General features: G+C 75.5%; 24 protein-coding genes and 1 pseudogene. 7 read left to right on the plus strand and 18 right to left on the minus strand.

Features of this window, described 5'->3' with window-relative positions; genetic code table 11:
• Positions 1–10 precede the first annotated feature (10 nt).
• Positions 11–550: a winged helix-turn-helix transcriptional regulator gene (locus tag QSK03_RS09210; protein WP_285650763.1), complete on the plus strand. Its 540-nt coding sequence runs from the start codon at positions 11–13 to the stop codon at positions 548–550.
• 41 nt (positions 551–591) lie between these two features.
• Here the strand turns inward: QSK03_RS09210 and QSK03_RS09215 are convergent, their stop codons facing one another.
• A complete protein-coding gene (locus tag QSK03_RS09215) occupies positions 592–1,038 on the minus strand; it encodes a carboxymuconolactone decarboxylase family protein (RefSeq protein WP_285650766.1) in 447 nt (148 codons plus the stop codon).
• Positions 1,039–1,119: 81 nt separating this feature from the next.
• Here QSK03_RS09215 and QSK03_RS09220 point away from each other — a divergent pair, with 81 nt between their 5' ends.
• On the plus strand, positions 1,120–1,998 hold the full coding sequence (locus QSK03_RS09220) for a sigma-70 family RNA polymerase sigma factor (protein WP_285650767.1): 879 nt from the start codon (positions 1,120–1,122) through the stop codon (positions 1,996–1,998).
• 85 nt (positions 1,999–2,083) lie between these two features.
• Here the strand turns inward: QSK03_RS09220 and QSK03_RS09225 are convergent, their stop codons facing one another.
• The 7 genes from QSK03_RS09225 to QSK03_RS09255 form a co-directional block, all read right to left on the minus strand.
• A complete protein-coding gene (locus QSK03_RS09225; protein ID WP_285650770.1) occupies positions 2,084–2,761 on the minus strand; it encodes a MadR family response regulator transcription factor in 678 nt (225 codons plus the stop codon).
• On the minus strand, positions 2,758–4,164 hold the full coding sequence (locus QSK03_RS09230; protein WP_285650772.1) for a MadS family sensor histidine kinase: 1,407 nt from the start codon (positions 4,162–4,164) through the stop codon (positions 2,758–2,760). The genes QSK03_RS09225 and QSK03_RS09230 overlap by 4 nt, the downstream gene beginning before the upstream one ends.
• A gap of 5 nt (positions 4,165–4,169) precedes the next feature.
• On the minus strand, positions 4,170–5,408 hold the full coding sequence (locus QSK03_RS09235) for an iron-containing alcohol dehydrogenase (RefSeq protein ID WP_285650774.1): 1,239 nt from the start codon (positions 5,406–5,408) through the stop codon (positions 4,170–4,172).
• A gap of 209 nt (positions 5,409–5,617) precedes the next feature.
• Positions 5,618–6,325 (minus strand): PIG-L deacetylase family protein, encoded by a 708-nt coding sequence (locus QSK03_RS09240; protein ID WP_285650776.1) that lies wholly within the window; start codon positions 6,323–6,325, stop codon positions 5,618–5,620.
• Entirely contained in the window at positions 6,322–6,624 is a 303-nt protein-coding gene (locus QSK03_RS09245) for an AzlD domain-containing protein (RefSeq protein ID WP_285650778.1), read from the minus strand. The genes QSK03_RS09240 and QSK03_RS09245 overlap by 4 nt, the downstream gene beginning before the upstream one ends.
• Positions 6,621–7,322 (minus strand): AzlC family ABC transporter permease, encoded by a 702-nt coding sequence (locus QSK03_RS09250; RefSeq protein ID WP_285650781.1) that lies wholly within the window; start codon positions 7,320–7,322, stop codon positions 6,621–6,623. The genes QSK03_RS09245 and QSK03_RS09250 overlap by 4 nt, the downstream gene beginning before the upstream one ends.
• Before the next feature lie 95 nt (positions 7,323–7,417).
• The gene (locus tag QSK03_RS09255; protein ID WP_285650784.1) at positions 7,418–10,036 is read right to left on the minus strand and encodes an ATP-binding protein; all 2,619 of its coding nucleotides are present in this window, start codon (positions 10,034–10,036) and stop codon (positions 7,418–7,420) included.
• A gap of 178 nt (positions 10,037–10,214) precedes the next feature.
• Between QSK03_RS09255 and QSK03_RS09260 the strand changes: the two genes are divergently transcribed.
• Both QSK03_RS09260 and QSK03_RS09265 read left to right on the plus strand, forming a co-directional pair.
• Entirely contained in the window at positions 10,215–11,057 is an 843-nt protein-coding gene (locus QSK03_RS09260) for a class I SAM-dependent methyltransferase (RefSeq protein WP_285650786.1), read from the plus strand.
• 118 nt (positions 11,058–11,175) lie between these two features.
• Entirely contained in the window at positions 11,176–11,451 is a 276-nt protein-coding gene (locus tag QSK03_RS09265) for a DUF4242 domain-containing protein (RefSeq protein WP_285650789.1), read from the plus strand.
• A 27-nt stretch (positions 11,452–11,478) separates the two neighbouring features.
• Here QSK03_RS09265 and QSK03_RS09270 read toward each other — a convergent pair whose 3' ends face one another.
• Genes QSK03_RS09270 through QSK03_RS09280 form a run of 3 tightly spaced genes read right to left on the minus strand, consistent with a single transcriptional unit; the run spans position 11,479 to position 14,795 of the window.
• Positions 11,479–12,651: an XdhC family protein gene (locus QSK03_RS09270; protein WP_285650792.1), complete on the minus strand. Its 1,173-nt coding sequence runs from the start codon at positions 12,649–12,651 to the stop codon at positions 11,479–11,481.
• Positions 12,644–13,870, minus strand: a complete 1,227-nt coding sequence (locus QSK03_RS09275) for a vWA domain-containing protein (RefSeq protein WP_285650795.1) — start codon at positions 13,868–13,870, stop codon at positions 12,644–12,646. Before QSK03_RS09275 ends, QSK03_RS09270 begins: the two co-directional genes overlap by 8 nt.
• 28 nt (positions 13,871–13,898) lie before the next feature.
• Complete coding sequence (locus tag QSK03_RS09280) at positions 13,899–14,795, minus strand: AAA family ATPase (protein WP_285650798.1); 897 nt, start codon at positions 14,793–14,795, stop codon at positions 13,899–13,901.
• A gap of 495 nt (positions 14,796–15,290) precedes the next feature.
• Between QSK03_RS09280 and QSK03_RS09285 the strand changes: the two genes are divergently transcribed.
• Both QSK03_RS09285 and QSK03_RS09290 read left to right on the plus strand, forming a co-directional pair.
• The gene (locus QSK03_RS09285; RefSeq protein WP_285650800.1) at positions 15,291–15,707 is read left to right on the plus strand and encodes a transglycosylase family protein; all 417 of its coding nucleotides are present in this window, start codon (positions 15,291–15,293) and stop codon (positions 15,705–15,707) included.
• 399 nt (positions 15,708–16,106) lie between these two features.
• The gene (locus tag QSK03_RS09290; protein ID WP_285650802.1) at positions 16,107–16,811 is read left to right on the plus strand and encodes a LysM peptidoglycan-binding domain-containing protein; all 705 of its coding nucleotides are present in this window, start codon (positions 16,107–16,109) and stop codon (positions 16,809–16,811) included.
• A gap of 172 nt (positions 16,812–16,983) precedes the next feature.
• On the opposite strand, the pseudogene QSK03_RS09295 reads toward QSK03_RS09290, so the two are convergent.
• From QSK03_RS09295 to QSK03_RS09315, 5 genes and pseudogenes are all read right to left on the minus strand, one after another.
• Positions 16,984–17,867: pseudogene (locus QSK03_RS09295) on the minus strand (molybdenum cofactor biosynthesis protein MoaE).
• A 19-nt stretch (positions 17,868–17,886) separates the two neighbouring features.
• Entirely contained in the window at positions 17,887–18,381 is a 495-nt protein-coding gene (gene moaC / locus QSK03_RS09300; RefSeq protein ID WP_285650805.1) for a cyclic pyranopterin monophosphate synthase MoaC, read from the minus strand.
• Positions 18,374–19,834: an NAD-dependent malic enzyme gene (locus QSK03_RS09305; protein WP_285650807.1), complete on the minus strand. Its 1,461-nt coding sequence runs from the start codon at positions 19,832–19,834 to the stop codon at positions 18,374–18,376. The genes moaC and QSK03_RS09305 overlap by 8 nt, the downstream gene beginning before the upstream one ends.
• Positions 19,831–20,385 (minus strand): nucleotidyltransferase family protein, encoded by a 555-nt coding sequence (locus tag QSK03_RS09310; protein ID WP_502872149.1) that lies wholly within the window; start codon positions 20,383–20,385, stop codon positions 19,831–19,833. Before QSK03_RS09310 ends, QSK03_RS09305 begins: the two co-directional genes overlap by 4 nt.
• An 83-nt stretch (positions 20,386–20,468) precedes the next feature.
• The gene (locus tag QSK03_RS09315; RefSeq protein ID WP_285650810.1) at positions 20,469–20,681 is read right to left on the minus strand and encodes a hypothetical protein; all 213 of its coding nucleotides are present in this window, start codon (positions 20,679–20,681) and stop codon (positions 20,469–20,471) included.
• 108 nt (positions 20,682–20,789) lie between these two features.
• Here QSK03_RS09315 and QSK03_RS09320 point away from each other — a divergent pair, with 108 nt between their 5' ends.
• Positions 20,790–23,153, plus strand: coding sequence for a helicase-associated domain-containing protein (locus QSK03_RS09320; RefSeq protein WP_285650812.1), 2,364 nt, complete (start codon positions 20,790–20,792; stop codon positions 23,151–23,153).
• A gap of 143 nt (positions 23,154–23,296) precedes the next feature.
• Here the strand turns inward: QSK03_RS09320 and QSK03_RS09325 are convergent, their stop codons facing one another.
• Positions 23,297–23,899, minus strand: coding sequence for a GTP-binding protein (locus QSK03_RS09325; RefSeq protein WP_285650814.1), 603 nt, complete (start codon positions 23,897–23,899; stop codon positions 23,297–23,299).
• On the minus strand, positions 23,880–24,560 hold the full coding sequence (locus tag QSK03_RS09330; RefSeq protein WP_285650817.1) for a DUF742 domain-containing protein: 681 nt from the start codon (positions 24,558–24,560) through the stop codon (positions 23,880–23,882). Before QSK03_RS09330 ends, QSK03_RS09325 begins: the two co-directional genes overlap by 20 nt.
• Between the last annotated feature and the right edge of the window lie 21 nt (positions 24,561–24,581).

The raw sequence follows: 24,581 nt of genomic DNA on the forward strand, positions 1-24,581 counted from the left end.
CGTGGTCGGCGTGCCACTGGGCCGGGACTACGACCAGCAGGAGTGCGCCCTCGCGCGCGCCCTGGAGGTGGTGGGCGAGCGCTGGACGCTGCTCGTCCTGCGCGACTGCTTCTTCGGCGTGCGCCGCTTCGCCGACCTGCGCGCCCACCTCGACGTCCCCCGTGCCGTGCTCTCCGACCGGCTGGCGACGCTCGTCGACGCCGGCATCCTCGAGCGGCGCCCGTACGCGCCGGGCCGCGAGGAGTACGTCCTCACCGACACCGGCCTCGACCTGTGGCCCGCCCTGTTCACGCTGGCGCGCTGGGGCGACCAGCACCGGGTGGGGCCGGCCCACGGGCGACGCCGGTTCCGCCACGCCGACTGCCCGGACGGCGGTGCCGACCTCGCGGCCGGCGCGGTGTGCCCCGCGTGCGGCGCCCTGCCGGGCCCGGCGTCCCTGGAGACCCGCCCGCTCGACCCGGACGACGGCGAGGGCGGGCGGCCGCCCCGCGAGGACGCCGTCAGCCGCGCCCTGCGCCGCCCCCACCGCCTCCTGACCCCGTTGCCCTGATCCCTATGTGAGCGGAATTCCCGGCTAATTCCGCTCACGTGTCACCAGGCGCCCACCGGCTGGCGGACGGCGACATTGATGCGGTTGAAGAAGGTCGTGAGGGCGATCTGGGTGACGATCGCGCCGAGGGCCGTCTCGTCGTACTCGTCGGCGGCGTCGTCCCACACGGCGTCCGGGACGCCACCGGGCGCGTTGAGCGTCGACGCCTCGGCCAGCGCGAGCGCCGCGCGCTCGGCGTCGGTGAAGCCGGGGGCCTCGCGCCAGACGGCGACCAGCGCGAGGCGCTCGTCGGTCTCGCCCGCCTTGCGCAGGGCCGTCGCGGCCATGTCGACGCAGAAGGCGCACCCGTTCATCTGGCTTACGCGCAGGTGCACGAGCTCGAGCGTCGTGTCGGGCACGCCACCGCCGTGCACGGCCTGGAGCAGGAGACCCACGCCCTTGCCGAGGGTGGGGAACGTGCGGGCGGGGCTGGGCATGCGAGCGGTCATGACGTTCTCCTCGTGCGTGGTCACATCCGCCGGTCCGCGGCGGTCTCCCTGGTGACGCCCCACGACGCGAGGATGTGACCGATGGACACCGGCGAGCTGGCCACCGCGTTCGAGACCCACCGACCGCACCTCCGTGCGGTGACCCTGCGGCTGCTGGGCAGCACGGCCGAGGCGGACGACGCGGTGCAGGAGACGTGGCTGCGCCTCGCGCGCACCGACGTCTCCGAGATCGAGAACCTCCGCGCCTGGCTGACCACCGTCGCCGGGCGCGTCGCCCTGTCGATGCTGCGGTCGCGCGGCACGCGGGCCGAGTCGCCGATCGACGACGCCCCGGACGCCACCGACCCCGAGCCGAGCCCGGAGGCGCGGGCCGCCCAGGCCGACGCCCTGGGCGCCGCGCTCATCGTCGTCCTCGAACGCCTCGACCCCGCCGAGCGGCTCGCGTTCGTGCTGCACGACCTCTTCGCGGTCCCCTTCGCGGAGATCGCCACCGTCGTCGAGCGCAGTCCTGCCGCGGCGCGCCAGCTCGCCAGCCGGGCGCGGCGGCGGGTCCAGGGCGGGTCGGACACGGCCGAGGCCGACACGGCGCGGCGCCGCGAGGTCGTCGACGCCTTCCTCACCGCCGCGCGCGAGGGCGATTTCGCCGGCCTGCTCGCCGTCCTCGACCCCGATGTCGAGCTGCGCGCCGACCGCGTCGCCGTCGCCGCCGCGAAGGCGAACCCCGGCGCCCCCGACGTCGACGAGACCCTCCACGGCGCCGACGCCGTCGCCCGCGTCTTCTGCGGCCGGGCCCGGGCGGCGCAGCCGGCGCTCGTCGACGGCCTGCTCGGCGCGGCGTTCGCCCCGGGCGGGAAGCTCTACTCGGCGTTCGACATCGTCGTCGTCGACGGGCGCATCGCGGCGATCGAGATGATGGCCGACCCGGAGATGCTCGCCGGCCTGGACGTCACGATGCTCTGACCCGGCGTGTCGCGCGAGCGAGCATGTGGCGATCCTGGCTTGTGACGCCAGGAAAGCCGCATTGCTCGCACCGGCAGGTGCGCGTCTAGATCAGGCCCATCTTCGAGGCGGCGTAGACGGCTTCGGCGCGGCGGGTGACGTCGAGCTTGCGCATGAGGTTGCCGACGTGGAACTTCACCGTCGTCTCGGAGATGAACAGCTCGCGTCCGATCGTCCGGTTCGACATGCCGCGGGCGAGCAGGCGCAGGACGTCGAGCTCGCGGCCGGTGAGCGGGTCGCCGTGGGGCTGCTGGCCGTTGAGCGAGCGCACGACGGCGGCCGCGGAGCGCGAGTCGAACGCCGACTCGCCGCGGGACACCGCGCGGATGGCGCTGGTGAGCTCGGTGGTGTCGACGTCCTTGACGACGTAGCCGCGGGCGCCGGCGTGGACGGCCTCCACGACGAGGCGGTCGTCGAGGAACGTCGTCAGCACCAGCACGCCGACGCCGGGGTGGGCCTGGGTGAGCTGGCGGCACAGCTGCAGGCCCTCCGAGTCGGAGCTCGTGGAGAGCTTGAGGTCGAGCAGGACGATCGTGGGGCGCTGGTGGGCGACCACGGCGAGGGCCTCGGCCGCGCTGGACGCCTCGCCGACGATCGCGAAGTGCGGCTCGCGCTCGAGCACCGAGCGCAGGCCCTGGCGGACGATCGCATGGTCGTCGACGAGCACGATGCGGACCTCGCCGCGCTTCGCGGTGGTGCGGGCGGGCACTCGGATCTCGGTCATGACCGGCTCCTGGACTCCTCGGAGTTCTCGGTGGGACAGCCCGCGGCCGCCGTCGGCGAGGTGCCCAGGGGCACGCCGACCTCGACCCGGATCCCACCCTGGGGTGCGCGGCGGATGCGCAGGGTGCCGCCGATCTCGCGGGCGCGGTCGGCCATGTTGGCGAGGCCCCGGTGGGAGCCGTCGAGGTCGCCGGCCGCCGCGACGCGCAGCGAGCGGCGGACGTGCTCCGGGTCGCCGGTGCCGTCGTCGGACACCGAGAGCACGAGCCGGTCCTTGCGGTAGGCCAGGCGCACGACGGCGACGCTGGCCTCGGCGTGCACCGCGGCGTTGAAGAGCGCCTCGCCCGCGACCCGGAACAGCGAGCGCTCGGCGCCGGACGACAGCGCGACCGGGCGGCCCTCCATCCGCACCTCGACGCGCAGGTCCGAGGGCATGTGGACGGAGCCGAGCTCCTCGAGCATCGCGGGCAGGCTCTGCGGCCCTCGGTCGCCGGAGTGGTTCAGCGCGTAGATCGCCGAGCGCAGCTGCTCGACGGCGCGCCGGGTCAGCGCCTTCGCGGTCTCGAGGCGCTCGCGCTGGCGCTCGTCGCGGATCTCCGAGCGCACGACCTCGATCTGCATGCCGGCCGAGAGGGCGTACTGGGTCACCGAGTCGTGCAGCTCGCGGGCGATCCGGTGGCGCTCGGCGTCGAGCACCTCGCGCTGGCGGGCGACGGTGAGCGCGTCGCGGGTGCGCTGGAGCTGGTCGTTGCGGGCCGCGAGGTCCTCGGCGTGCCGGCTCGCCTCGCCGTAGAGCGTCATCGTGCGCTGGTGCAGCGCGGAGTTCTGCAGGGCGGCCGCCGTCTGGCCCGCGAGCACGCGCAGCACCGAGGCGTCGGTGGCGTCGATGGCCCGCTCGGCCCCGGTCCAGGCCACGATCTCGCCGACGACGTCGCCGTCGAGGTGCACCGGGACGTGCAGGTGGTGCGGGTCGTGCGCGTGGTCGGAGTCGGCGCCGTTGCTGCGGCTGACGTCCCCGGTGGAGTCGTGGTGGGCGTGCCCCGCGCCGGACCGCACCGCCTCCAGGTGCGCGACGACCCACGGCGGCAGGTCGGGGTCGGCCGCGTCGACCTCCTCGCCGGCCGGGCCGAGCACGAGGTGGCGGGGGGCGGCCTCGGGCAGGGCGCCCTCCGCGAGCGCGAACACCACCCAGTGCGCGGTGAGGTGGTCGGCCGCCGCCTCGGCCACCGAGCGCACGAGCGTGCCCGGCCCCTCGGTGGTGCGCACCAGGGCGCGGGAGATCCGGTCCAGCGCGTGGATCACCCGGCGCAGCCGTTCGGCCGACGCCAGGTACTCGATGTAGAAGGACGGCTTGCCCGACCGGATGCCGGTGAGCTGGTCCAGATCGTGGTGGTCGACGGACATCGCGACTACAGCGCCGCCCGGAACAACGTCTCGATGTCGGCCTGGTCGGCCTCGCGGGGATTGGTCGACAGACAGGCGTCCGCCAGCGTCATGGCCGAGAGCACCGAGACGTCGGACTCGGTCACCCCGATCTCGCCGAGCCCCTTGGGCACCCCGAGCTCGTCGGCGAGACGGCGCACCTCCACCGCGGCCCACTCGGCGGCCTCGGCGGCCCCCGCGTCGGAGTCCGGCGCGATGTCGCCGGCCAGGCCCAGGGCCTGGGCGATCGGCACGAACCGGTGCGGGTCGGGCTCGGCGTTGAACCGGATGACGTGCGGCAGCAGGACGCCGTTGATCACGCCGTGCGGCAGGTCGAGCAGACCGCCCACCTGGTGGCTCATGGCGTGCGCGGCCCCGAGGATCGCGTTGGTGAAGGCGAGCCCGGCCTCGAGCGCCGCCTGCGCCATGCAGGTGCGCGCGGCCTCCTCGGCGGGGTGGTCCATGGTGCGCTCGAGGTGCTCGCCGACCAGCGCGATCGCCTGCAGGGCGTGGTGGTCGGTCAGCGGGTTGTGCGCGCGCGAGACGTAGGCCTCGATGCCGTGGGTGAGCGCGTCGAGGCCGGTGGCGGCGTTGAGCCAGTCCGGCATCGTCGTCAGCAGGTGCGGGTCGACGATCGACATGTCCGGGACCAGCGCGCGGCCGAGGATCGTGATCTTGGTGTTGCGCGCGGTGTCGGTGACGATGCAGAACTGCGAGACGTCCGCGCCGGTGCCCGACGTCGACGGCACCATCACCATCGGCGGGATCGGCAGCGCCATCCGGTCGACGCCCTCGTAGTCGGTGATGAGCCCGCCGTTGCCGGCGAGCAGCGCGATCCCCTTGGCCGCGTCGATCACCGAGCCGCCCCCGAGGGCGACGATGACGTCGCAGCCCTGCTCGCGGTAGACGACGTGGCCCGCGGCGATCTCGTGGTCCTTGGGGTTGGGCGTGACGCCCTCCCAGACCGTGGGGACGAGACCGGCCTCGGCGAGGTACGCGCCCAGCTGCGTCGGCCAGCCGGCGGCACACAGCCCGGGGTCGGTGACGAGCAAGGGGCGGCGGGCGCCGAGCCGGACCGCGGCGTGCGCGGCCTCCGACAGCGAGCCCGGGCCGAACAGGATCTCCGGGACGTGGAACTTCGCGAGCCGGGGCGGCGTGCCCGTCCGTGGACGCGTCGTCGCCCGGTCGGCCGGGCTCCGCGTCGGGGCGACGGTCGCACCGCCCACCGGCTGCTCTCCGGAGCGGCGGTGTGCGATGACCGAACCTCCCGCGCGGGTGACGCTGTCGACGAGGACCACGCTGCCCCCTCCCTGCCGGTGCACGATGTAGGCCACGTTACAGAGGACCAGCGGGCGACGGCAGGGTGACGACGGGGTTCGGTCGCGTCCGATCGACGTCGGGTCGCGCACGGACGGCCACGGTGCGTCATTGCACGTCACGCCGCCATGGCGGTGACCGCGGGCGGGGTACGCAGGAAGGCCTCCTCCGCCCACCAGCGGCGGAACGCCGGAAACCCGACAGCGTCGACCAGACGGCGGGTCTGGCTGTCCTGGGCGAGCATCGCCGCCATCTTCCGGTCGAGCCGCTCCCCCTCCAGACGGGTGTGCACATCCGGCACGACCTCCGCGGCCGGCTCGTCCATGAAGATGCCGAGGGCGTCGTTGACGTCGGCGAACCGGCGGGTGAAGTCGGGGACGAGGACGGCGCGCAGCAGCTCCGCCTCCGGCGCGACCGCGTCGCGGGCCCGGGTGGTCCAGCGGCCGACCGCGCGGTGGTCGTCGTGGCCGGTGACACCGTCGGGCCCGAAGGTCACGATCGTGTCCGGACGCACCTCCTCGATGATCGTCGCGACCGCTCGCGCGGCGAGTTTCTCGGTGGCGAGGGCGCACGCGCCGTCGCGGTGGGAGAGCCAGCGGTGCTCGTCGACGCCGAGGACGGCGAGGGCGTCGGCCAGCTCGCGCTCCCGCAGCCGGCCGAGCCGCTCGGGCGGCCAGGCCGCGGGGTCGTCGGTGCCCCGCTCACCGCGGGTGGCCGTGACGAGCACGACCCGGTCACCGCGCTCGCGGGCGGCCAGGACGAGCCCGGAGGACAGGAAGGTCTCGTCGTCGGGGTGGGCCCAGACGCCGAGCAGGGTGCGGGTCACGTCAGGACCTCCCAGGTGAGCACGACCGCGACGGCGGCCAGGACGGGCAGGGCGGGGTTGCGGAACCGCAGCGCGACGAGCGCGGCGGCGGCGAGCCCGACGTGGGCGGGGCTCAGGGTGACCAGGGCGCCCAGGCCGCGGTGGCCGACGAGGGCGGTCGCGACGAGCGCGGCGAGCGCGGCCGGGGCGAGGTGGCCCAGACCCCGGCGCAGGGCCGGCGGCAGGCGGCGGGCGGGGACGACGGTGATGAGCAGGACGCGCAGCGCGTAGGTCGCGGCGGCCGCACCGAGCATGATCATGACGCACTCCGGTCGGACAGCGTGGCCGCGGCGACGCCGGCGGCGATGCCGCCCAGCAGGCCGAGGCCGTCGGGCAGGGGCGAGGCGGTCGCGGCGACGACGGCGGCCACCGCGGCGCCGGCCCGGGCGGGCCGGGCGCGCAGCTGCGGCACGAGCACCGCGAGGAACATGGCCGGGGCGGCGACGTCGAGCGCCGACGAGGCCGGCAGCACCGGGGCCAGCAGGGCGCCGGCGGCCGTGAGCGCGACCCACGTGACGGCGAGCCCGAGGCCCGCGGTCAGCCAGTAGCGACGGAACCGTGACGGGTCCTCGAGGAGATCGGGCCGGCGGGTGACCATCGCGTACGAGGGGTCGACGACGAAGTGCGGCGCCAGCCACCGGAACCACGACGGCTGCCCGCGGAAGCCGGGCTCGAGCGCCGCGGCGTAGAGCAGGAAGCGCGCGTTGACGAGGGTGACCGCCGCGATAACGGCGAGGGGCGATGCACCGTCGGAGATCATCGCGAGTGCGGTGAGCTGGGCGCTCCCGCCGAAGACGGTGGCGGACGACAGCACGCCCGCGCCGGCACCGGCGCCGGTGCGCACGGCTGTGACGCCGATCAGCACCGCGAACGGGGCGAGACCCACCGCGACCGAGGCGAGATCGCGCAGGGCGACCCGGACCTCGACGGCAGGGGTGTGACGCAGGGTGATGTCCATGCCGAGAACGATGCGGCCGGACGAGGTGTCACGGCATCGGCGACCGTTCCCTACATTGCACTGCGTCACTCCCTACGTCGGGGTGCGCTCCGTCCTCACGTGCCGGTGGGCACCCGGCGGCGGTCGGGGGCGAGGCCGAGCGAGCGGGCCGCGGACGCGGCCTCGCGCCGGGTGCCCACGTCGAGCTTGGCCAGGATCGCCGAGACGTGGTGGTCGGCGGTCTTCTCCGAGATGAACAGCCGCGAGGCGATGCCCGCGTTGGTCAGGCCCTCGGCGAGCAGGCGCAGCACGTCGACCTGCCGCGCGGTGAGCCCCGCCGGGTTGGCGCGGGTGGCCGCGCGCGGCCGGGAGGGCACGCCGCTGACCCCGCGCCCGCGCAGGTCACGGCGCACCTTGGCCGCCACCGCCTCGGCGCCGAGCCGGTCGAGGATCTCCAGGCCCGCGAAGACGTCGCCCGGCTCGCCGGAGTCGACCAGCGCGAGGGCGCGGTCGTAGGGCGCGCCCAGCTCGGCCCAGCGCTCGGCCGCCGCGGCGTGGTCGCCGTCGAGCGAGAGGCGGAACGGGCAGTCGACCGGGAGCGCCGGCGCGTCGACGGCGTACCCGAGGCGGGTCAGCCACACCGCGAGCTCGCCCGCCGACCACTCCGCGCCCGGGCGGGCGCCCGCGTCGGCGAGGAGCTCGGGCGCGCGATCGAGGCGGAGGTCCGGCTCGCCGGTCACCCAGCTCCGCTCGGCCAGCGCCGACACCGCGGGCAGCAGGCGCAACGGCTCGGCGTAGCGGACGGCGAGGTCCCAGGCGCGCTCGAGGTCGGCGTCGGACCCGGGCTCGCCGCGGCGCAGCGCGACGACGCCCTGGACCAGGCGCGGCCAGGTGTGCGTGAGCAGCGAGGCGCTCTCACCGAGCACCGCTCCCGCGTCGCGCACAGCCTCGTCCCAGGAGCCCCGCAGCATCCGCAGGCGGCCGCGCACCCCGCGCTGCCAGCCGTAGCAGAGCGGCACGTCCCACTGCACGGACAGCGGCAGCGCCCGGTCGAGGGCCTTCTCGGCCGCGTCGAGGCGCCGCTGCTCGACGTCGACGTTGACCATGTTGCTCCAGCCCGTGGAGTGCGACTCCGTGAAGCCGTCCCCGGCGGCGTCGAGGACGGCGAGCAGCCGGTCGCGCTCGGCGAGGTCGCCGGCCAGGACGGCGGCCACCGCGTCGACCACGGTGAGCTGGACGTCGAGGTCGCGGTGGACGACCCCCGCGGCCGCGGCGCGGGCCTCGTCGTGGAGGCGGCGCGCCGCGGCCAGGTCGCTGCCGTGCAGGGCGAGGAACCCCTGCACGGTGAGCGCGCTGCCGAGCAGGCCGGCCGCGCGACTGCCGGAGGTGGCGCGCGGCCGGAGCACCGCGACCGCGGCCGCGGCGTTCTCCTCCGCGGCGCGGCGGTTGCCGCGGTACCACTCGAACACCGCCAGCGACTGGCGCCCGGTGCCCACGCCGTCCGGGTCCTCGTCGGCCTCCCACCAGGAGATCGCGCGCTCGCAGGCCGCGACCGCCTCGTCGAGCCGATCGGTGAGGTAGAGCTCGTTGGCCAGCAGCTCGCACAGCCCCGCCCGGGCGCCGAGGGCGTCGCGCGGGGCGCGCTCCAGCGCCGTGGCGAAGAACCGCGCGGCCTCGGTGTGGGCTCCCGACCCGGCCGCCACCCGCCCGGCCCGCGAGGCGTACCGGAACGCGCGGCCGTCGTCGCCGGCGGCGAGCGCGTGGTGGGCGAGCACCGCGGGGTCGGCGTCGGGCAGCGTCTCGAGCGCCTCGACCATCCGCCGGTGCAGCGCGACCTCCCCGCCGGGCGGGATGGCGTCCGCGACGGCCAGCCGGCAGATGTCGTGGCGGTAGGTGATGCCGCGCCGGTCGCGGGCGAGCAGCCCGGCCGAGTCGAGGGTGCGCAGCGGGGCGATGCCGACCCCGAGGGCGGGCAGCAGCGTGTCGGGGACCGGGCCGGGTGCGCACGCGAGCAGGTCGGCGAGGTCGCGGGCCTCGGCGTCGAGGCCGGCGGTGCGCGCCAGGACGGCGTCGCGGACCGAGAGCGGCAGGTCCCCGCCCTGGCTGACGACCTCGGTGACGAAGAAGGAGTTGCCGCGCGTGAGGTGGTGCAGGCGGGCGGGGTCGATGTCGCGCTCCCCCACGAGCGCGGTCACCGCGGCGACGGACAGCGGGCCGAGCTCACGGCGGGTGGCCGCGGGCGTGCGCGCGACGTCGCCGAGCAGCGCGCGCAGCTCGGGCTGCGGGTCGGGCTCGTCGGCGCGGTAGGTGGCCAGCACCAGCGAGCGGGTACCCGCGATGCGGCGCAGCAGGAAGCGCAGCAGGTCGATCGTCGCCTCGTCGGCCCACTGCAGGTCGTCCACGACGAGGACCCGCGGCCGGGCGGACAGCGCGTCGAGCAGCGCCCGGTGGATCTCGTGCGGCGGGGCGCCGGCGTGGAGCAGCGACGCGACGGGGTCGCCGAGGTCGGCCGCGACGTCGTGCAGGGGCCCGAGAGGACGGGGCACGCCCAGCGGGTCGCACACGCCCCAGAGGACGTCACCGTCGTCGACGCCGCCGGCGAACTGCCGCGCGAGCGAGGTCTTCCCGATCCCCGACTCGCCGGCGAGCAGCACGATCGATCCGGACCCCGCTCGCGCCTCCCGCCAGGCCCGGTCGAGGAGGCGCAGCTCGTCGTCACGCTCGAGCAGCTCCATACTGATCACGGTACGTGATCGAACTCACCCGGGGAATGTCCCGAACGGCCTAGTAACGGTCCGGAGAAACATGGGGAGCGCTTCCCCATGACCGTTTCGTCACCCTCCGACACGCTCCTTGTGACGGGCCGCACAGAGCGTCGGCCCACCGTCCGGTCACCGGAACGAGGAGACGATCATGAGCGAGACGACCACCGACACCACCACCGGCACCGCGGCCGATCAGGCCCTCAAGGCGCGCCACCGCACGATGTGGGGCCTCGGCGACTACCCGGACGTCGCCGCCACCCTCATCGCCGAGCTGGGACCCCGCCTGGTCACCGCGACGGGGATCCGCCCCGGGGAGCGGGTGCTCGACATCGCGGCGGGCACCGGCAACGTCGCGATCCCGGCGGCGCGCGCCGGCGCCGACGTCGTGGCGTCGGACCTGACCCCCGAGCTGTTCACCGCCGGGCGGGCCGCCGCGGAGCGCGCAGGTGTGGCGATCGCGTGGGAGGAGGGCGACGCCGAGGCGCTGCCGTACGCCGACGACGCGTTCGACGTGGCCACGTCCTGCGTGGGCGTCATGTTCGCCCCCCACCACCAGCAGGCCGCCGACGAGCTCGTCCGCGTCGTGCGCCCCGGCGGGCGCATCGGGATCATCAGCTGGACGCCCGAGGGCTTCGTCGGGGACCTGTTCACGACCATGAAGCCGTACGCGCCCCCGCCTCCGCCCGGCGCCCAGCCCCCGCCGCTGTGGGGCGACGAGGCCCACGTCCGCGCCCTGCTCGGCGAACGCGTCACCGACCTCGAGACCCGCCGGCAGACCGTGACCGTGTCCGCGTTCGCCACGCCCGACGCGTTCCGCGCCTATTGGAAGGAGACCTACGGGCCGACGATCGTCGCGTACCGCAACGTCGCCGACGACGCCGAGCGCACGGCCGCGCTCGAGGCCGACATCGCGGGCGTGGCGGCCCGCCACGACCGCGGCGGCGGGACGATGGACTGGGAGTACCTGCTGCTCACCGCCCGCGTCGCCTAGGGAGCGGGCGCGACGAAGATGGGGAGCTCGTCCCGACGAGCGGGGACCCGCCGTCGGGCGACGCTTCTCCTCGTGACCGGCCGCCAGGGCCGGTCCACCGATCACGAGGAGAGCCGCCATGCCGAAGTTCATCATCGAGCGCACCGTCCCCGGCGCGGGCGACCTGGGCCCGGAGCAGCTGCGGGAGATCGCCCGCACGTCGAACGCCGTCGTGGAGGGGCTGGACACCCCCTACACCTGGCACGAGAGCTTCGCGGCGGGCGACACGATCTACTGTGTCCACTCCGCGGTGTCGGCGGAGGTGGTGCGTGAGCACGCGCGCCGCGGCGGCTTCCCCGCGGACCGCGTCACCGAGGTCGGCGGCGAGTTCGGGCCGGCCACCGCCGACGGGTGACGTCCCCGCTCGCGGCGGGTGGGTCCGTCAGGATCCGCCCGCCGCGGTGAGCGACGCCGCCGAGACCGCGGGCTCCACGTTCGACTCGGTGTGGATGGGGCCCTGGCGGTCCGAGAGCGGCGTGCCGCGCCCGCCCCACTGCTGGGCGATCATCTCCGCCGCGATGGAGACCGCGGTCTCCTCGGGGGTGCGCGCGCCGAGGTCGAGCCCGATCGGGCTGGACATCCGGGCCAGCTCGGCCTCGGTGACGCCGGCGTCGAGCAGCCGCTGCTGCCGGTCGCCGTGCGTGCGCCGCGACCCCATCGCCCCGATGTAGCCGATCTCGGGCAGGCGCAGCGCCACCTCGAGCAGCGGCACGTCGAACTTGGGGTCGTGGGTGAGCACGGCGAGCGAGGTGCGGCCGTCGATGCGCCCGGCCTCCGCCTCCTTCGCCAGGTAGCGGTGCGGCCACTCCACGACGACCTCGTGGGCCTCGGGGAAGCGGCTCGACGTCGCGAACACCGGGCGTGCGTCGCACACCGTCACGCGCATGCCCAGGAAGGTGCCGATCCGGGCGACGGCGGCGGCGAAGTCGATGGCGCCGAAGACGATCAGCCGAGGCGGCGGTGCGAACGCCTCGACGAACACCTGCAGGCCCTCGCCGCGGCGCTCCCCGTCGGTGCCGTAGGACACGAGCGCCGACCGGCCCGCGGCGAGCAGCCCGCGCACGTCGTCGCGCAGCGCGTCGTCGAGGCGCGCCGAACCCGTGCTGCCCTCGACCTCCTCGGGCCAGACCACCATGCGGCGTCCGACCCGCTCGGCCGGGCCCGAGACGACGGTGGCCACGGCGACCGACCGGTGCTCGCGCACGGCCTTCGCGATCTCGCCGAGCTGCGGGAACGACTCGCGGTCGACCTGCTCGACGTAGACGTCGAGGATGCCGCCGCACGTCAGGCCGACGGCGAACGCGTCGTCGTCGGAGACGCCGTAGCGCTGCAGGGTCGCCTCGTCGGTGCCCTCGAGGATTCCCGAGCCCAGCTCGTAGACCGCGCCCTCGACGCACCCGCCGGACACGCTGCCGACGGCCTGCCCGTCGTTGCCGACCAGCATCGAGGCGCCGGGCTGGCGCGGGGCGGACCGGAAGGTCCCGACGACGGTGGCGAGGGCCGTGGGGCGACCCTCGGCCCACCACGACTCGAGCGTCGGCAGAACGTCACGCATCCCGCAGCACCTCCAGCAGCTCGGCCAGCGTGGCCAGGGAGTGCCCCGCCAGCAAACGGTCAACGTGCGGGAGGGCCGCGGCGATTCCCCCCTGCACCGGCGCGTATCCCTGCTTGCCGGCGTGGGGGTTGACCCAGACGACCCGGTGCGCGAGCCGGGCCAGCCGGGCGGACTGCTCGCCGAGCAGCTCCGCCCCGCCGCGCTCCCAGCCGTCGGAGAACACCACGACGACCGCCCGCCGGGCCACGCCGCGCTGGCCCCAGCGGTCGAGGAACGCGCGCAGCACCTCGCCGAGCCGCGTGCCCCCCGACCAGTCCGGGATCGCCTTCCCCGCGTCGACCAGCGCGCGCTCCGGGTCGCGCTGGCGCAGCTCGCGGGTGACGCGCGTCAGCCGGGTGCCGAGCGTGAACGTCTCGACGGCCTGCGGCGTGCGCCGGGTGACGACGTGGGCGAAGCGCAGCAGCGTGTCCGCGTACGGGCTCATGGACCCCGACACGTCGATGAGCAGCACCACCCGCCGGGGGCGCTCGCGGCGGGCGCGGCGGCGCAGGTCACCGATCTCGCCGCCGTTGGCCAGCGCGGCCCGCAGCGTGCGCCGCGGGTCGGGCTCGCCGCGCCGGGCGGGCCGGCGGCGTCGGGCCCGGCGCCGCGGCGGAGCGGGGCGCAGGAGCGCGAGCAGCGCCTTGAGGTGCTCGCGTTCGCCGATGGAGAGCTCGGCGATGTCGCGGTCGCGCAGGACCTCCTCGCCGGAGGCGGCGACCCGCAGCTCCGGGGTCTCCTCGTCCTCGCCCTCCCCCGAGCCCGGCGGCGGGTCGGTGAGCGCGGCCATCGTCGAGATGCGCGGCTGGGGCGGCCCCGGCCGGCCCATGCGCTGGTCGCGCGGGTCGGAGGAGAACCAGGCGAAGAACGCGTGGTCGTAGCGCACGACGTCGTCGGGGTCGGCGCAGAGCGTCAGCCGCCCCGCCCAGTAGGTGGCGACCTGGCTCGTGAGGTCGGAGAGCCGCAGCGCCTGCAGGTAGGCCGCGACACGGTCGGTCGTCACGGGCACGCCGGCGTTGCGGACGAGGCGGGTGAACGCGACGAAGTCCTCGAGGACCGCCTCGTCGTCCGGCGGGGCTCCGCCGCCGAGCCTGTCCACGACGTCGGCGGCCAGCACGGCGCCCGCGTGCGGGCGGGGAGCCGGCACGTCGCTGCTCCCGCCCTGGTCGGCCGTGGTCATTCCCCGTCGCTCCGCTCGCCCCTGGTGCTCATGAGGCGAGCAGGGCGTCCAGCTTGTCGCGCGCCCGGTCGGCGTCCTCGCGGTACTTGAGCACCGCGCCGAGCGTCGCGGTGGCGGACGCCAGGTCGAGCCGGCGGGCGCCGACGAGCTGCAGGGCCTGCGCCCAGTCGATCGACTCGGCGACCCCGGGCGGCTTGAGCAGGTCGAGCCCGCGCAGCCCGTGGACCGCCTGGGCGACCTGCTCGGCCAGCTCCTCGGGCAGCCCGGGGAGGCGGCGGCGCAGGATCGCGGTCTCGCGCGCGAGGTCGGGGTGCTCGAGCCAGAGGTAGAGGCAGCGGCGCTTGAGGGCGTCGTGCACCTCGCGCGTGCGGTTGGACGTGAGCACCACCAGCGGCGGCGTCTCGGCCCGCACGACGCCGATCTCGGGGATCGTCACGGAGTTCTCGGCGAGCACCTCGAGCAGGAAGGCCTCGAACTCGTCGTCGGCACGGTCGACCTCGTCGACCAGCAGCACGCACGGCGCGTCCTGCAGCGCCTGCAGCACCGGGCGCGCGAGCAGGAACCGGCGGTCGTAGAGGGAGGACTCGACGGCGTCGACGTCCAGCTCGGAGCGCGAGGCGCTCGCCGACGCCTCGAGCGCGCGCAGGTGCAGCAGCTGGCGCGGGAAGTCCCAGTCGTAGAGGGCCTGCGAGGCGTCGATGCCCTCGTGGCACTGCAGCCGGACCAGCGGCAGCGCCAGCGCCTCGGACAGCGCCTGCGCGAGCGCCGTCTTGCCCGTGCCCGGCTCGCCCTCGCAGAACAGCGGGCGGCCCATGCGCAGCGCCAGGAACGCCGCGGAGGCCAGGCCGGCGTCGGCGAGGTAGCCGGTGCCGTCGAGGGCCTGCGCCAGGTCGTCCGGGCTGGTGGGTGCGGTGCTCGCTGTCACCCCACCAGCATCCCGCAGCGCTGATCGGGGAGCCACCCGTGGAGGCCCGGCGCTGCTCTGAACGGCGGTGTTCAGGCCGTGAGGCCGTGCACAGAACGGATCTGCGACAGGGCGTCACCTTCCCGGCACGCCGAGATCATCTTCGCCTCTGAGCTGCGCTTCTTCTCCCGACGGAGTCACGAAACCGTGTCGTTCGGGTGACATCGCTCGCACGACCGCCGGGTTGAAACACGGTGTGTCCTCCGTACCGTTCGCGTCCGGCTCCCCGACGCGGCACCGGATCCGGTGCGGGGGAGACCGGACACCCCCGGGGTCGCCGCGCCGGCGCCCGTCCAGCGACCCGGGTGACTGCCCCGAGACGAAAGTGGCGGACCGGACGGGCGCGAGGACGTGAGACCCGGGTGCGCAGAGCACCGCGGGCGGTGAGGCCGCGTGGAACCGGCCGTCGACCCGACCGAGAGGTCCCTCCCGCGAGGCGCGGTACGGAGAGAGGTCATGCTTCGCAACACCGATGAGTCGCTGGCGCGCGCCCTCGGACGCCGGGCGGCGCAGATCGCCCTGGTGGGCGCGGTCGCGGCCACCCCGATGGCCTTCACCACCGGGCTCGCGTCCGCCGACACGACCGACTGGGACCAGCTGGCCCAGTGCGAGAGCGGCGGCGACTGGGGCACCCAGACCGGCAACGGCTTCGGCGGCGGTCTGCAGTTCACGGACTCCACCTGGCGTGCGTTCGGCGGCTCCGGCCAGCCCGAGGACGCCAGCCGCTCGGAGCAGATCCAGGTCGCCGAGCGCGTCAAGGCCGAGCAGGGCATGAACGCCTGGCCGACCTGCTCCAAGAAGACGGGGCAGAGCGACAGCTCCTCCTCGTCCTCGTCGTCCTCGTCGTCCTCGTCCTCCTCGGACGACGACTGAGGTCCTTTCCCGGCGCGTCGACCCCGGCTCCCCTCGGCGGAGCCGGGGTCGTCGTGTGTTCGGAAGTGACTCGCATCACAACTCTCAGCGACGCTGCGTGTGAGAGGAGGAACCGTCGGTGACACCGAGTCCTCTGTGCTGCACGTTCGTCACCCGATCGTGACTCGAGCACCGTCCTCACGAAACTGAGAGCCACGAGCCGTGACCTCAGCGTGGATCTACGGTCCTCGAGTCGGCCCGTGCAGCGGTGCCGACCGGAGCCCGAGCGCCGTCCTGTCCGGCGGGGTCCGCCCCGACGCAGCAGTGCCCGGACAGGACCCGACAGCCCCGGGACTCCCCCCGTCCGCTCCCCCTCGCGACGGCCCGGCGGACGCGGCAGGCGCGGCCTCGTGGAGATTCGTGGAGATCCGTTCCGTGCTGCCCGCAGCGCGCTCCGGGCGCCACCGCGCCCCCCACCGCCCCGGTCGCCTCGGCCGGGCCACCCTGGCCGTCGTCGCGGCGGGCGCCCCCGTCGTGCCCGCGGCCCTGCTCGCCGCCCCGGCTGCCCACGCCGACACCGACTGGGACGCCCTCGCCCAGTGCGAGAGCGGCGGCGACTGGGGCATCAACACCGGCAACGGCTTCGGCGGCGGTCTGCAGTTCACCGACTCGACCTGGAACGCCTTCGGCGGCTCCGGTTCCCCGGAGGACGCCAGCCGCGAGGAGCAGATCCAGGTCGCCGAGCGCGTCAAGGCCGAGCAGGGCATGAACGCCTGGCCGACCTGCTCGCGCAAGACCGGCCAGACCGACGACTCGCCGAACAGCAGCGTGCCCTCGGCGGGCTCGTCGTCGTCCTCGTCCTCGTCGTCGTCCTCGTCCGATGACGACGAGGCGGACGACGATTCCGGGTCGTCGGACTCCGGGTCGGGCTCGAGCGCCGAGACCCGCGCGGTGCGCGACACGGCCCCCGCGTCCGGCGGCAGCTACACGGTGCGCGCGGGCGACACCCTCGGGTCGATCGCCTCCTCGCACGGGGCGTCCTGGCAGTCGATCGCCGAGGCGAACCGCGACGTCATCACCGACCCGAACATGATCTTCCCGGGGCAGACCCTCGCGATGGGCTGACCCCGGGCACGCGGCGCCCGTCGTCGGTGGAGCGAGGGCGTCCCTCGCTGCGTCCCACGCAGTCAGGGACGCCTTCGCTCCGTCGCTCGGCCGCCGCGCCGATGGCACGAAGGACGCCTTCGCTGCGTGCCACGCAGTCAGGGACGCCTTCGCTCCGGGACCGGGGAACGGGTCAGGGGCAGTTGACCCATTCCTCGGTGCCGTCGGTGAACTCCTGGCGCTTCCACACCGGCAGCTCCCGCTTCACGGCGTCGACGAGCTCGCTGCAGGCGTCGAACGCCTCGCGGCGGTGCTCGGCGGCGACGGCGCAGGCCAGGGCGACGTCGCCGATCCCGAGCGCGCCCACGCGGTGGGTCACGGCGAGCGCCCGCACGCCGGGGAACCGCCCGGCGACCTCGGCCGCCACCTTCTCCACCACCGTCGCGGCGCTCGGGTGGCCCTCGTAGTCCAGCGCGGTCACCGAGCGGCCGTGGTCGTGGTCGCGGACGACGCCCGCGAACGTGACGACCGCGCCGGCCGCGGCGTCGTCGACCAGCGCGGCGTGCTCGGAGACGTCGAGCGGCTCCTCGGTGACGGTCGCGCGCAGCACGCGGGCGGTCATGCGTGGTCCCCTCCCAGGATCTGGTCGACGGCGTGGGCCAGGATCGGCTCGAGCACGGCCAGGCCGTCGCGCACCCCGCCCGGGGAGCCGGGCAGGTTCACCACCAGGGTGCGCTTGGCGACGCCCGCCACGCCACGCGAGAGCACCGAGGTCGGGACCTTGTCCGCGCCGGCGCGGCGCACGGCGTCGGCGAGGCCCGGGATCTCGTAGTCGAGCACGGCGCGGGTCGCCTCGGGTGTCGCGTCGGTGGGCGAGATGCCGGTGCCGCCGGTGGTGACGACGACGTGCGCCGCGTCGGCGACGGCCTCGCGCAGCGCCGCGGCCACGGGCTCGCCGTCGGGCACGACCACCGGGTCGGGCGTCGTGAACCCCATCCCGCGCAGCCACTCGACGATGATCGGCCCGCCCCGGTCGGTGTAGACGCCCGAGGAGGCGCGGTTCGACGCCGTCACCACCCGCGCGCGGCGAGTCGGGTCACCGGCCGTCGGGTCGGGTCCAGACACCGGAGCGGCCCCCTTCCTTGTGCTCGAGGCGCACCGCGTCGAGCGTCGCCGCCGGGTCCAGCGCCTTGATCATGTCGTGCAGCGTCAGCCCGGCGACGGCGACGGCGGTCAGCGCCTCCATCTCCACACCGGTGCGGTCGGCGCTGCGGGCGGTCGCGGTGATGGCGACGTGGTCGTCGCCGACCTCGAGGTCGACCGTCACCCCGGCCAGCGGGATCGGGTGGCACAGCGGGACGAGGTCCGGGGTGCGCTTGGCGCCCATGATGCCGGCGACCCGGGCTACCCCGAGCGCGTCGCCCTTGGGGACGGTGTCGTTCCGCAGGGCGGCGGTGACCTCGGGCGTCGTGCGCACCACGCCGGTCGCGGTCGCCGTGCGCCGCGTGACCTCCTTGTCGCCGACGTCGACCATGCGCGCGGCACCGGTCGCGTCGACGTGAGTGAGGCCGCCTGGCCCCGGCTCAGTCATCGGTGTCCTCCGCGGCGCGGGCCGTCTCCTCGCCGACGGCCAGCGCCTCGCCGACGGGGACGCCCTCGCCACCGCGGTCCTGCTCGGCGACCTTCCGGACGGCGGCGGCCACGGCCGTCGCCACCGTGCTGTCGAAGACGCTGGGCACGATGAACAGCGGGTTCGGCTCGCTCACGACGTCGGCGATCGCCGCCGCGGCCGCGAGCAGCATGACGTCCGAGATGCCGCGGGCGTGCGCGTCGAGCAGTCCCCGGAAGATGCCGGGGAAGGCGAGCACGTTGTTGATCTGGTTCGGGTAGTCCGAGCGGCCGGTGGCGACGACGGACGCGTGCTGCTGGGCGATCGACGGGTCGATCTCCGGATCCGGGTTCGCGAGCGCGAACACGACGGCGTCCTCCGCCATGCCGGCGACGTCGTCCTCGGTGAGCAGATCCGGCGCGGAGACCCCGATGAAGACGTCGGCCCCGGGCATCGCGTCGGCCAGGGTGCCCGTGCGCCGGTCGCGGTTGGTCTGCTCGGCGACCCACGCGAGGCTGGGGTGCAGGCCGGGGCGGTCGGGGTGGATGACCCCCTCGACGTCGACAGCGATGAGGTCGGCCGGCGCCAGGGGCAGCAGCAGCCGGATGATCGCCGAGCCGGCGGCGCCGACGCCGCAGACGACGATCCGGCAGTCGTTCATCTCCTTGCCGACGACGCGCAGCGCGTTGCGCAGCGCGCCGAGCACGACCACCGCGGTGCCGTGCTGATCGTCGTGGAAGACGGGGATGTCGAGCTTCTCGCGCAGCCGCTCCTCGATCTCGAAGCAGCGCGGGGCGGCGATGTCCTCGAGGTTGATCCCGCCGTAGCCGGGCGCCAGCACCTCGACGGTGCGGATGATCTCCTCGGTGTCCTGGGTGTCGAGGCAGACCGGCCACGCGTCGACGCCCGCGAAGCGCTTGAACAGGGCCGCCTTGCCCTCCATCACCGGCATCGCCGCGGCGGCCCCGAGGTTGCCCAGCCCCAGCACGGCGGAGCCGTCCGTGACGACCGCGACGGTGTTCCGCTTGATCGTCAGGCTGCGGGCGTCGTCGGGACGGGCGGCGATCGCCTGGCACACGCGGGCGACCCCGGGCGTGTAGGCGCGCGAGAGGTCCTCGCGGGTCCGGAGCCCGACCTTCGGCGTGACCTCGATCTTGCCGCCCAGGTGGACGAGGAACGTGCGGTCGGAGACGTTGCGCACCCGCACGCCGTCGAGGGCGTCGAGCGCGTCGGTGATCTGGTGGGTGTGCTCCTCGGAGAGGGCGTTGCAGCTGATGTCGACGATGATCGAGTCGGTGCGCGACTCGACGACGTCGAACGCCGTCATGACACCGCCGACCCGCCCGACGGCGACGGCGAGGTCGCCCGCGGCGGTCGCGCTCGCGGGCGCCTCCACACGAGCCGTGATCGCGTAACCCGGACCGGGGACGGTCACCGTCCCGCCTCCTCTCGTCGGTTCCAGCGCTGCAGGTCGTCGGGGGTGTCGAGGTCGTCCTCGACCGCGACGTCGCCGATCTCCACGGCGACCACGTCGCCCCGGCCGCGCAGGAAGCCCCGCGCGCCCGCGTCGCCGGTGGCGGCCGCGCGCACAGCCTCCCAGTGGTCGCGACCGAGCAGCACGGGGTGGCCCGCGCGACCCCCGACCGCGCCGCGGGCGATCACGTCCGGTGCCGTGGCCCTAGCGGCCACCCGCGCGAGGGCCTCGGGGCCGATGCCGGGGGTGTCGACGAGGGCGACGAGCACCGCGAGGGCGTCCGAGCCGCTCAGCGCGTCGAGGCCGGCCCGGAGGGACGCCGCCTGGCCCTCGGTGTCCCAGCCGGGCGCGGGCACCCACGTGGTGCCCTCGTCGAGCAGGTCGGCCGTGCCGGGCAGCCCGGCCCCGAGCACGACGACGACCGGGTCGAGCCCCGCCGCCCCCAGTGCACGGGCCCCCCGGCGGACCAGCGGCTCGCCGTCGAGCTCGACGGCGGCCTTCGGCCGGCCCATCCGCCGGCCACCGCCGGCGGCGAGCAGGAGACCTGCGACCGTCTTCTCGATGGTCCAGCTCCGCTCCGCTCCGTGTCCCGGGCCTAGCGGTTGATCTCGGTGACCGGGTGGACGTAGCCGAGCTGGTCGGCCGGGAGCGGGAACTCGGTGTCGCCGAAGGGCGACGGCGATCCCTGGGTCGGCGCCATGAGCTCGGTGACGGGGTGGTCGCCCTCGACCTCGGGCCACCAGGGTTCGCCGCCGCGCACGGGGCTCTCGTGCTCCGGCTGCTCTCCGGTCGCGTGGTGGTCGGCCATCTCTCTCCGGCTCCTCCCGCCGTACGTGGGGCCCGCCCGGACGGCGGAGCCCCAGTCTGCCGCACCAGCGAGGTGTGCGCGCCGGAGCCCGACTACCGTGGAGAGACGATGTCCGGCAAGTCCCTGCTCGACCACCTGCGCGCCCAGGACGACGACACCCTGGGCGCGCTGTTGCGTGCCCGCCCGGACCTCGCGCTGCCCGCGCCCGCCGACACCGGCGTCGTGGCCACCCGGGCGAGCGTGCGGATGTCGGTCGGCCGGGCCTGCGAGGACCTCGACGCCTTCACCCTGCAGGTGGTCGACGCGCTGCTCGTCGTGCGCGCCGACGAGGCCTCCGCCGCCGCGGGCGACGTCCTGGCCCTGCTCGGCGCCGACCGCGCCGACGCCGGGCGCGCCGCGCTCGCCGACCTCGAGCGCCGTGCCCTCGCGTGGCCCGACGGCTCCACCGTCCCGCCCGCGCTGCCGCACGCGGACCCCGCGGCGACCGCCGGGTGGCGGGCGGTCCCGGCCCTGCGCGACGTGTCGGTGCGCTACCCCGGCGGCCTCGGGCGGCCGGCCCCGGAGTTCTCCGAGATCGCGCTGACCGACGACCCCGCCGCGGTCGTCGCCGGCCTGTCCGCCGACGAGCGCTCGGTGGTGGACGCGCTGGCCGCCGACGGCCCGATCGGGCGCAGCCGCGCTGCAGGGCCCGGTTCAGGGGAGCACGCCGATAAGGGCCCGGTGGGGCGGCTGCTCGCGGCGGGCCTGCTGCACCGCGTCGACCACGAGACCGTCGAGCTCGCCCGCGAGGCCGCCCTCGGCGTCCGGGGCAATCGTCCGCTCGGCGACGTCCCCCTCGCCGACCCCATGCCGGCGCCGCGGCGCCAGGACCCCGCCGACGTCGACGCCACGGCCGCGGGCGAGATCCTCGAGCTGGTGCGGCACGCGGAGTCGGTGCTCACGGCGTGGTCCGACCGCCCGCCGTCCGTCCTGCGCTCGGGCGGGCTCGGGGTGCGGGACCTGCGGCGGGTGGCCCGCGACGAGGGGCTCACCGAGCAGGACGCCGCGCTGCTGGTCGAGGTGCTCGCCGGTGCCGGGCTGGTCGCGGTGTCGGAGGGCGCGGACGCGGCGTGGACGCCGACCGTCACCGTCGACCGCTGGCTCGCCGCGGGCCCCGACGTGCGGTGGACGACGCTCGCCCGCGGCTGGCTCGACACCCCGCGCGCCCCGTCCCTGGTCGGCGCGCGCGACGTCGGCGACAAGCTGATCGGCCCGCTCTCCGACGAGGCGCGCCGGCCCTGGGCGCCCGCGCTGCGCCGCCGCGTGCTCGACCGGCTCGCCGAGTTCGACGACGGCGAGGGCCCGCCCACGGCTGACGACCTCGTCGCCTCCCTGGCCTGGCGCGCCCCGCGCAAAGGCGGGCGCCAGCGCGACGAGATGATCCGCACGGTGCTGCGCGAGGCCACCACGATCGGCTTCGTCGCCCACGACGCGCTCACCTCCGCCGCCCGGGAGCTGCTCACCGTGGCCCGCGGTCCCGGCGACGACCCCGACGGCGCCGCGGCGGCCGCCCTGCGCCGCTCGCTGCCCGACCCCGTCGACCACGTGCTCCTGCAGGCCGACCTCACCGCCATCGCCCCCGGGCGCCTCGAACCCGGGCTCGCGGCCGCGCTCGACCGCGTCGCCGACGTCGAGTCCGCGGGCAGCGCCACGGTCTACCGGATCAGCGAGGCCACGGTGCGCCGCGCGCTCGACCTCGGGCAGACGGCCGCCGACCTGCACGAGCTGTTCTCGACGCGCTCGGCCACGCCGGTGCCCCAGGGGCTGACGTACCTCGTCGACGACGTCGCCCGCCGCCACGGGCGCCTGCGCGGCGGGGCGGCCGCGTCGTTCCTGCGCTCCGAGGACGAGGCCCTCGTCGCCGAGGTCCTCGCCCACCCCGAGGCCGAGCGCCTGGAGCTGCGTCGCATCGCGCCGACCGTGCTGGTCAGCCAGCAGCCGCTGGTCGACGTCCTCGAGGCCCTGCGCGCCGCCGGGCTCTCCCCCGTCGCCGAGGACGACGTCGGCGGTGTGCTCGACCTGCGGCCCCGGGGCCGGCGCACCGCCGCCCGCCGGCCGGAGCGCGCGGTGGGCACGACGCCGTCGCTGTCCTCCGACCAGGTCGTCGCCCTCGTCGCCCAGCTGCGCGCGGGCGACCGCGCCGCCACCGCCTCCCGCGGGCGCGCCACGGGCGCCGGCTCCGGCCGCACGGCCACGTCCGCGACGGTCGCGGTGCTCGCCGAGGCCGCCCGCACCGGCCGCAGCGTGTGGATCGGCTACGTCGACGCCCACGGCACGGCGTCCCAGCGCGTCGTGCGCCCCCTGCGCGTCGGCGGCGGCGTGCTGGAAGGCGTGGAGGACGACGGCGACACGAACGGCGACGTCGTCGGCGGCGCCGCGATGTCCTTCGCGCTGCACCGGATCACCTCGGTCAGCGTCCTCGCCGACCGCTGAGGCTCGCCAGGTTCCTGCAGCGAACGGGTATCTCGCTGCTTCTATGCGCGCGAAGTCCCCGTTGATCACTCGCTACGCCGGATGCGAACGGGGAGAACCAGCGCATAGAGGCAGCGAACAGCGCGTTCGCTGCAACAACACGCTCAGGCCCGGGCGCCGACCGCCCAGACCTGCATGGCGTGTTCCACGAGCGCGATGAGCGCCTGCTTCGTCGACTCCCGGTCGCGGGCGTCGACGGTGAGGATCGGCACCGCGGGGTCGATGGCGAGCGCCTCGCGGACGTCCTCGAGCTCGTGGCGCAGGACGCCGTCGAAGCAGTTCACGCCCAGCACGTAGGGCAGGCGGCGGTCCTCGAAGAAGTCGACCGCCGCGAAGCAGTCGGCGAGCCGGCGGGTGTCGGCGAGGACGACCGCACCGATCGCGCCGCGGACGAGGTCGTCCCACATGAACCAGAACCGGTCCTGTCCGGGGGTGCCGAACAGGTAGAGGATCAGGTCGGAGTCCAGCGACACGCGGCCGAAGTCCATCGCCACCGTGGTGGTGCGCTTGTTGGGCACCGCCGAGAGGTCGTCGACACCGGAGCTGGCGTCGGTCATCACGGCCTCGGTGGTCAGCGGGTCGATCTCCGAGACCGAACCGACGAACGTCGTCTTGCCGACACCGAACCCACCGGCCACGACGATCTTGGCTGAGGTGGTGGTCGGGGCGGGCTCGGCCACGGCCGCGTCAGAGCCGTCGAAGTCCACTCAACACCCTTTCCATCAACGCCATGTCCGGGACGTCGCCCGAGGTCGAGGCGGTCTGGTGCACCACGACGGTGCCCTGCGAGGCCATGTCGCCGATCAGCACCCGGGCGACGCCGAGCGGCAGCGTCAGCAACGCCGCCACCTCCGCGACCGACCGGGGCTCGCGACACAGCTCCGCCACGGCGCGGTGCTCGTACTGGGGGATCCGCGACGGGTCGCGGCCCGCGGTGCCGACCGAGACGAGGGTCTCGATGGCGAGGTCGTAGACCGGGCGGGTGCGCCCGCCGGTCCAGGCGTAGGGGCGCACGATCGCGACGTCCTCGGCGCGCTCGGCCGGCGGTTCGGGCTCGGGCAGCTCGTGCCGCGGCGGCCCCACCTGGGGCGTGCCGTACGGCGCCGTCTGCGGCTCGCCCCCGGACCAGGAGTGGGCGCCGTCGGGCGCCCCGTCGCCGTAGAGGTAGCCGTCGGGGGCGACGGTGCCGCCGCTGTCCGGGCCGGTCGCCGGCTCGTCGCTCGGCGCCGCGGCGTCGGGACCGTCGGACGGCGCGTCGGTCCGACGACGGCGGAAGAGCCCGCGCCGCTCGCCGCGCGGCCCTCTCGGCGCCGGCCCGTTGATCCCGTTGAGGATGTCGGCGAAGGACTCGCCGGGGTCATCGCTCACCGGTCGTCACCCCCTCGCGCG

The organism is Actinomycetospora sp. NBRC 106375 (assembly GCF_030269665.1).
Taxonomy (GTDB): Bacteria; Actinomycetota; Actinomycetes; order Mycobacteriales; family Pseudonocardiaceae; genus Actinomycetospora.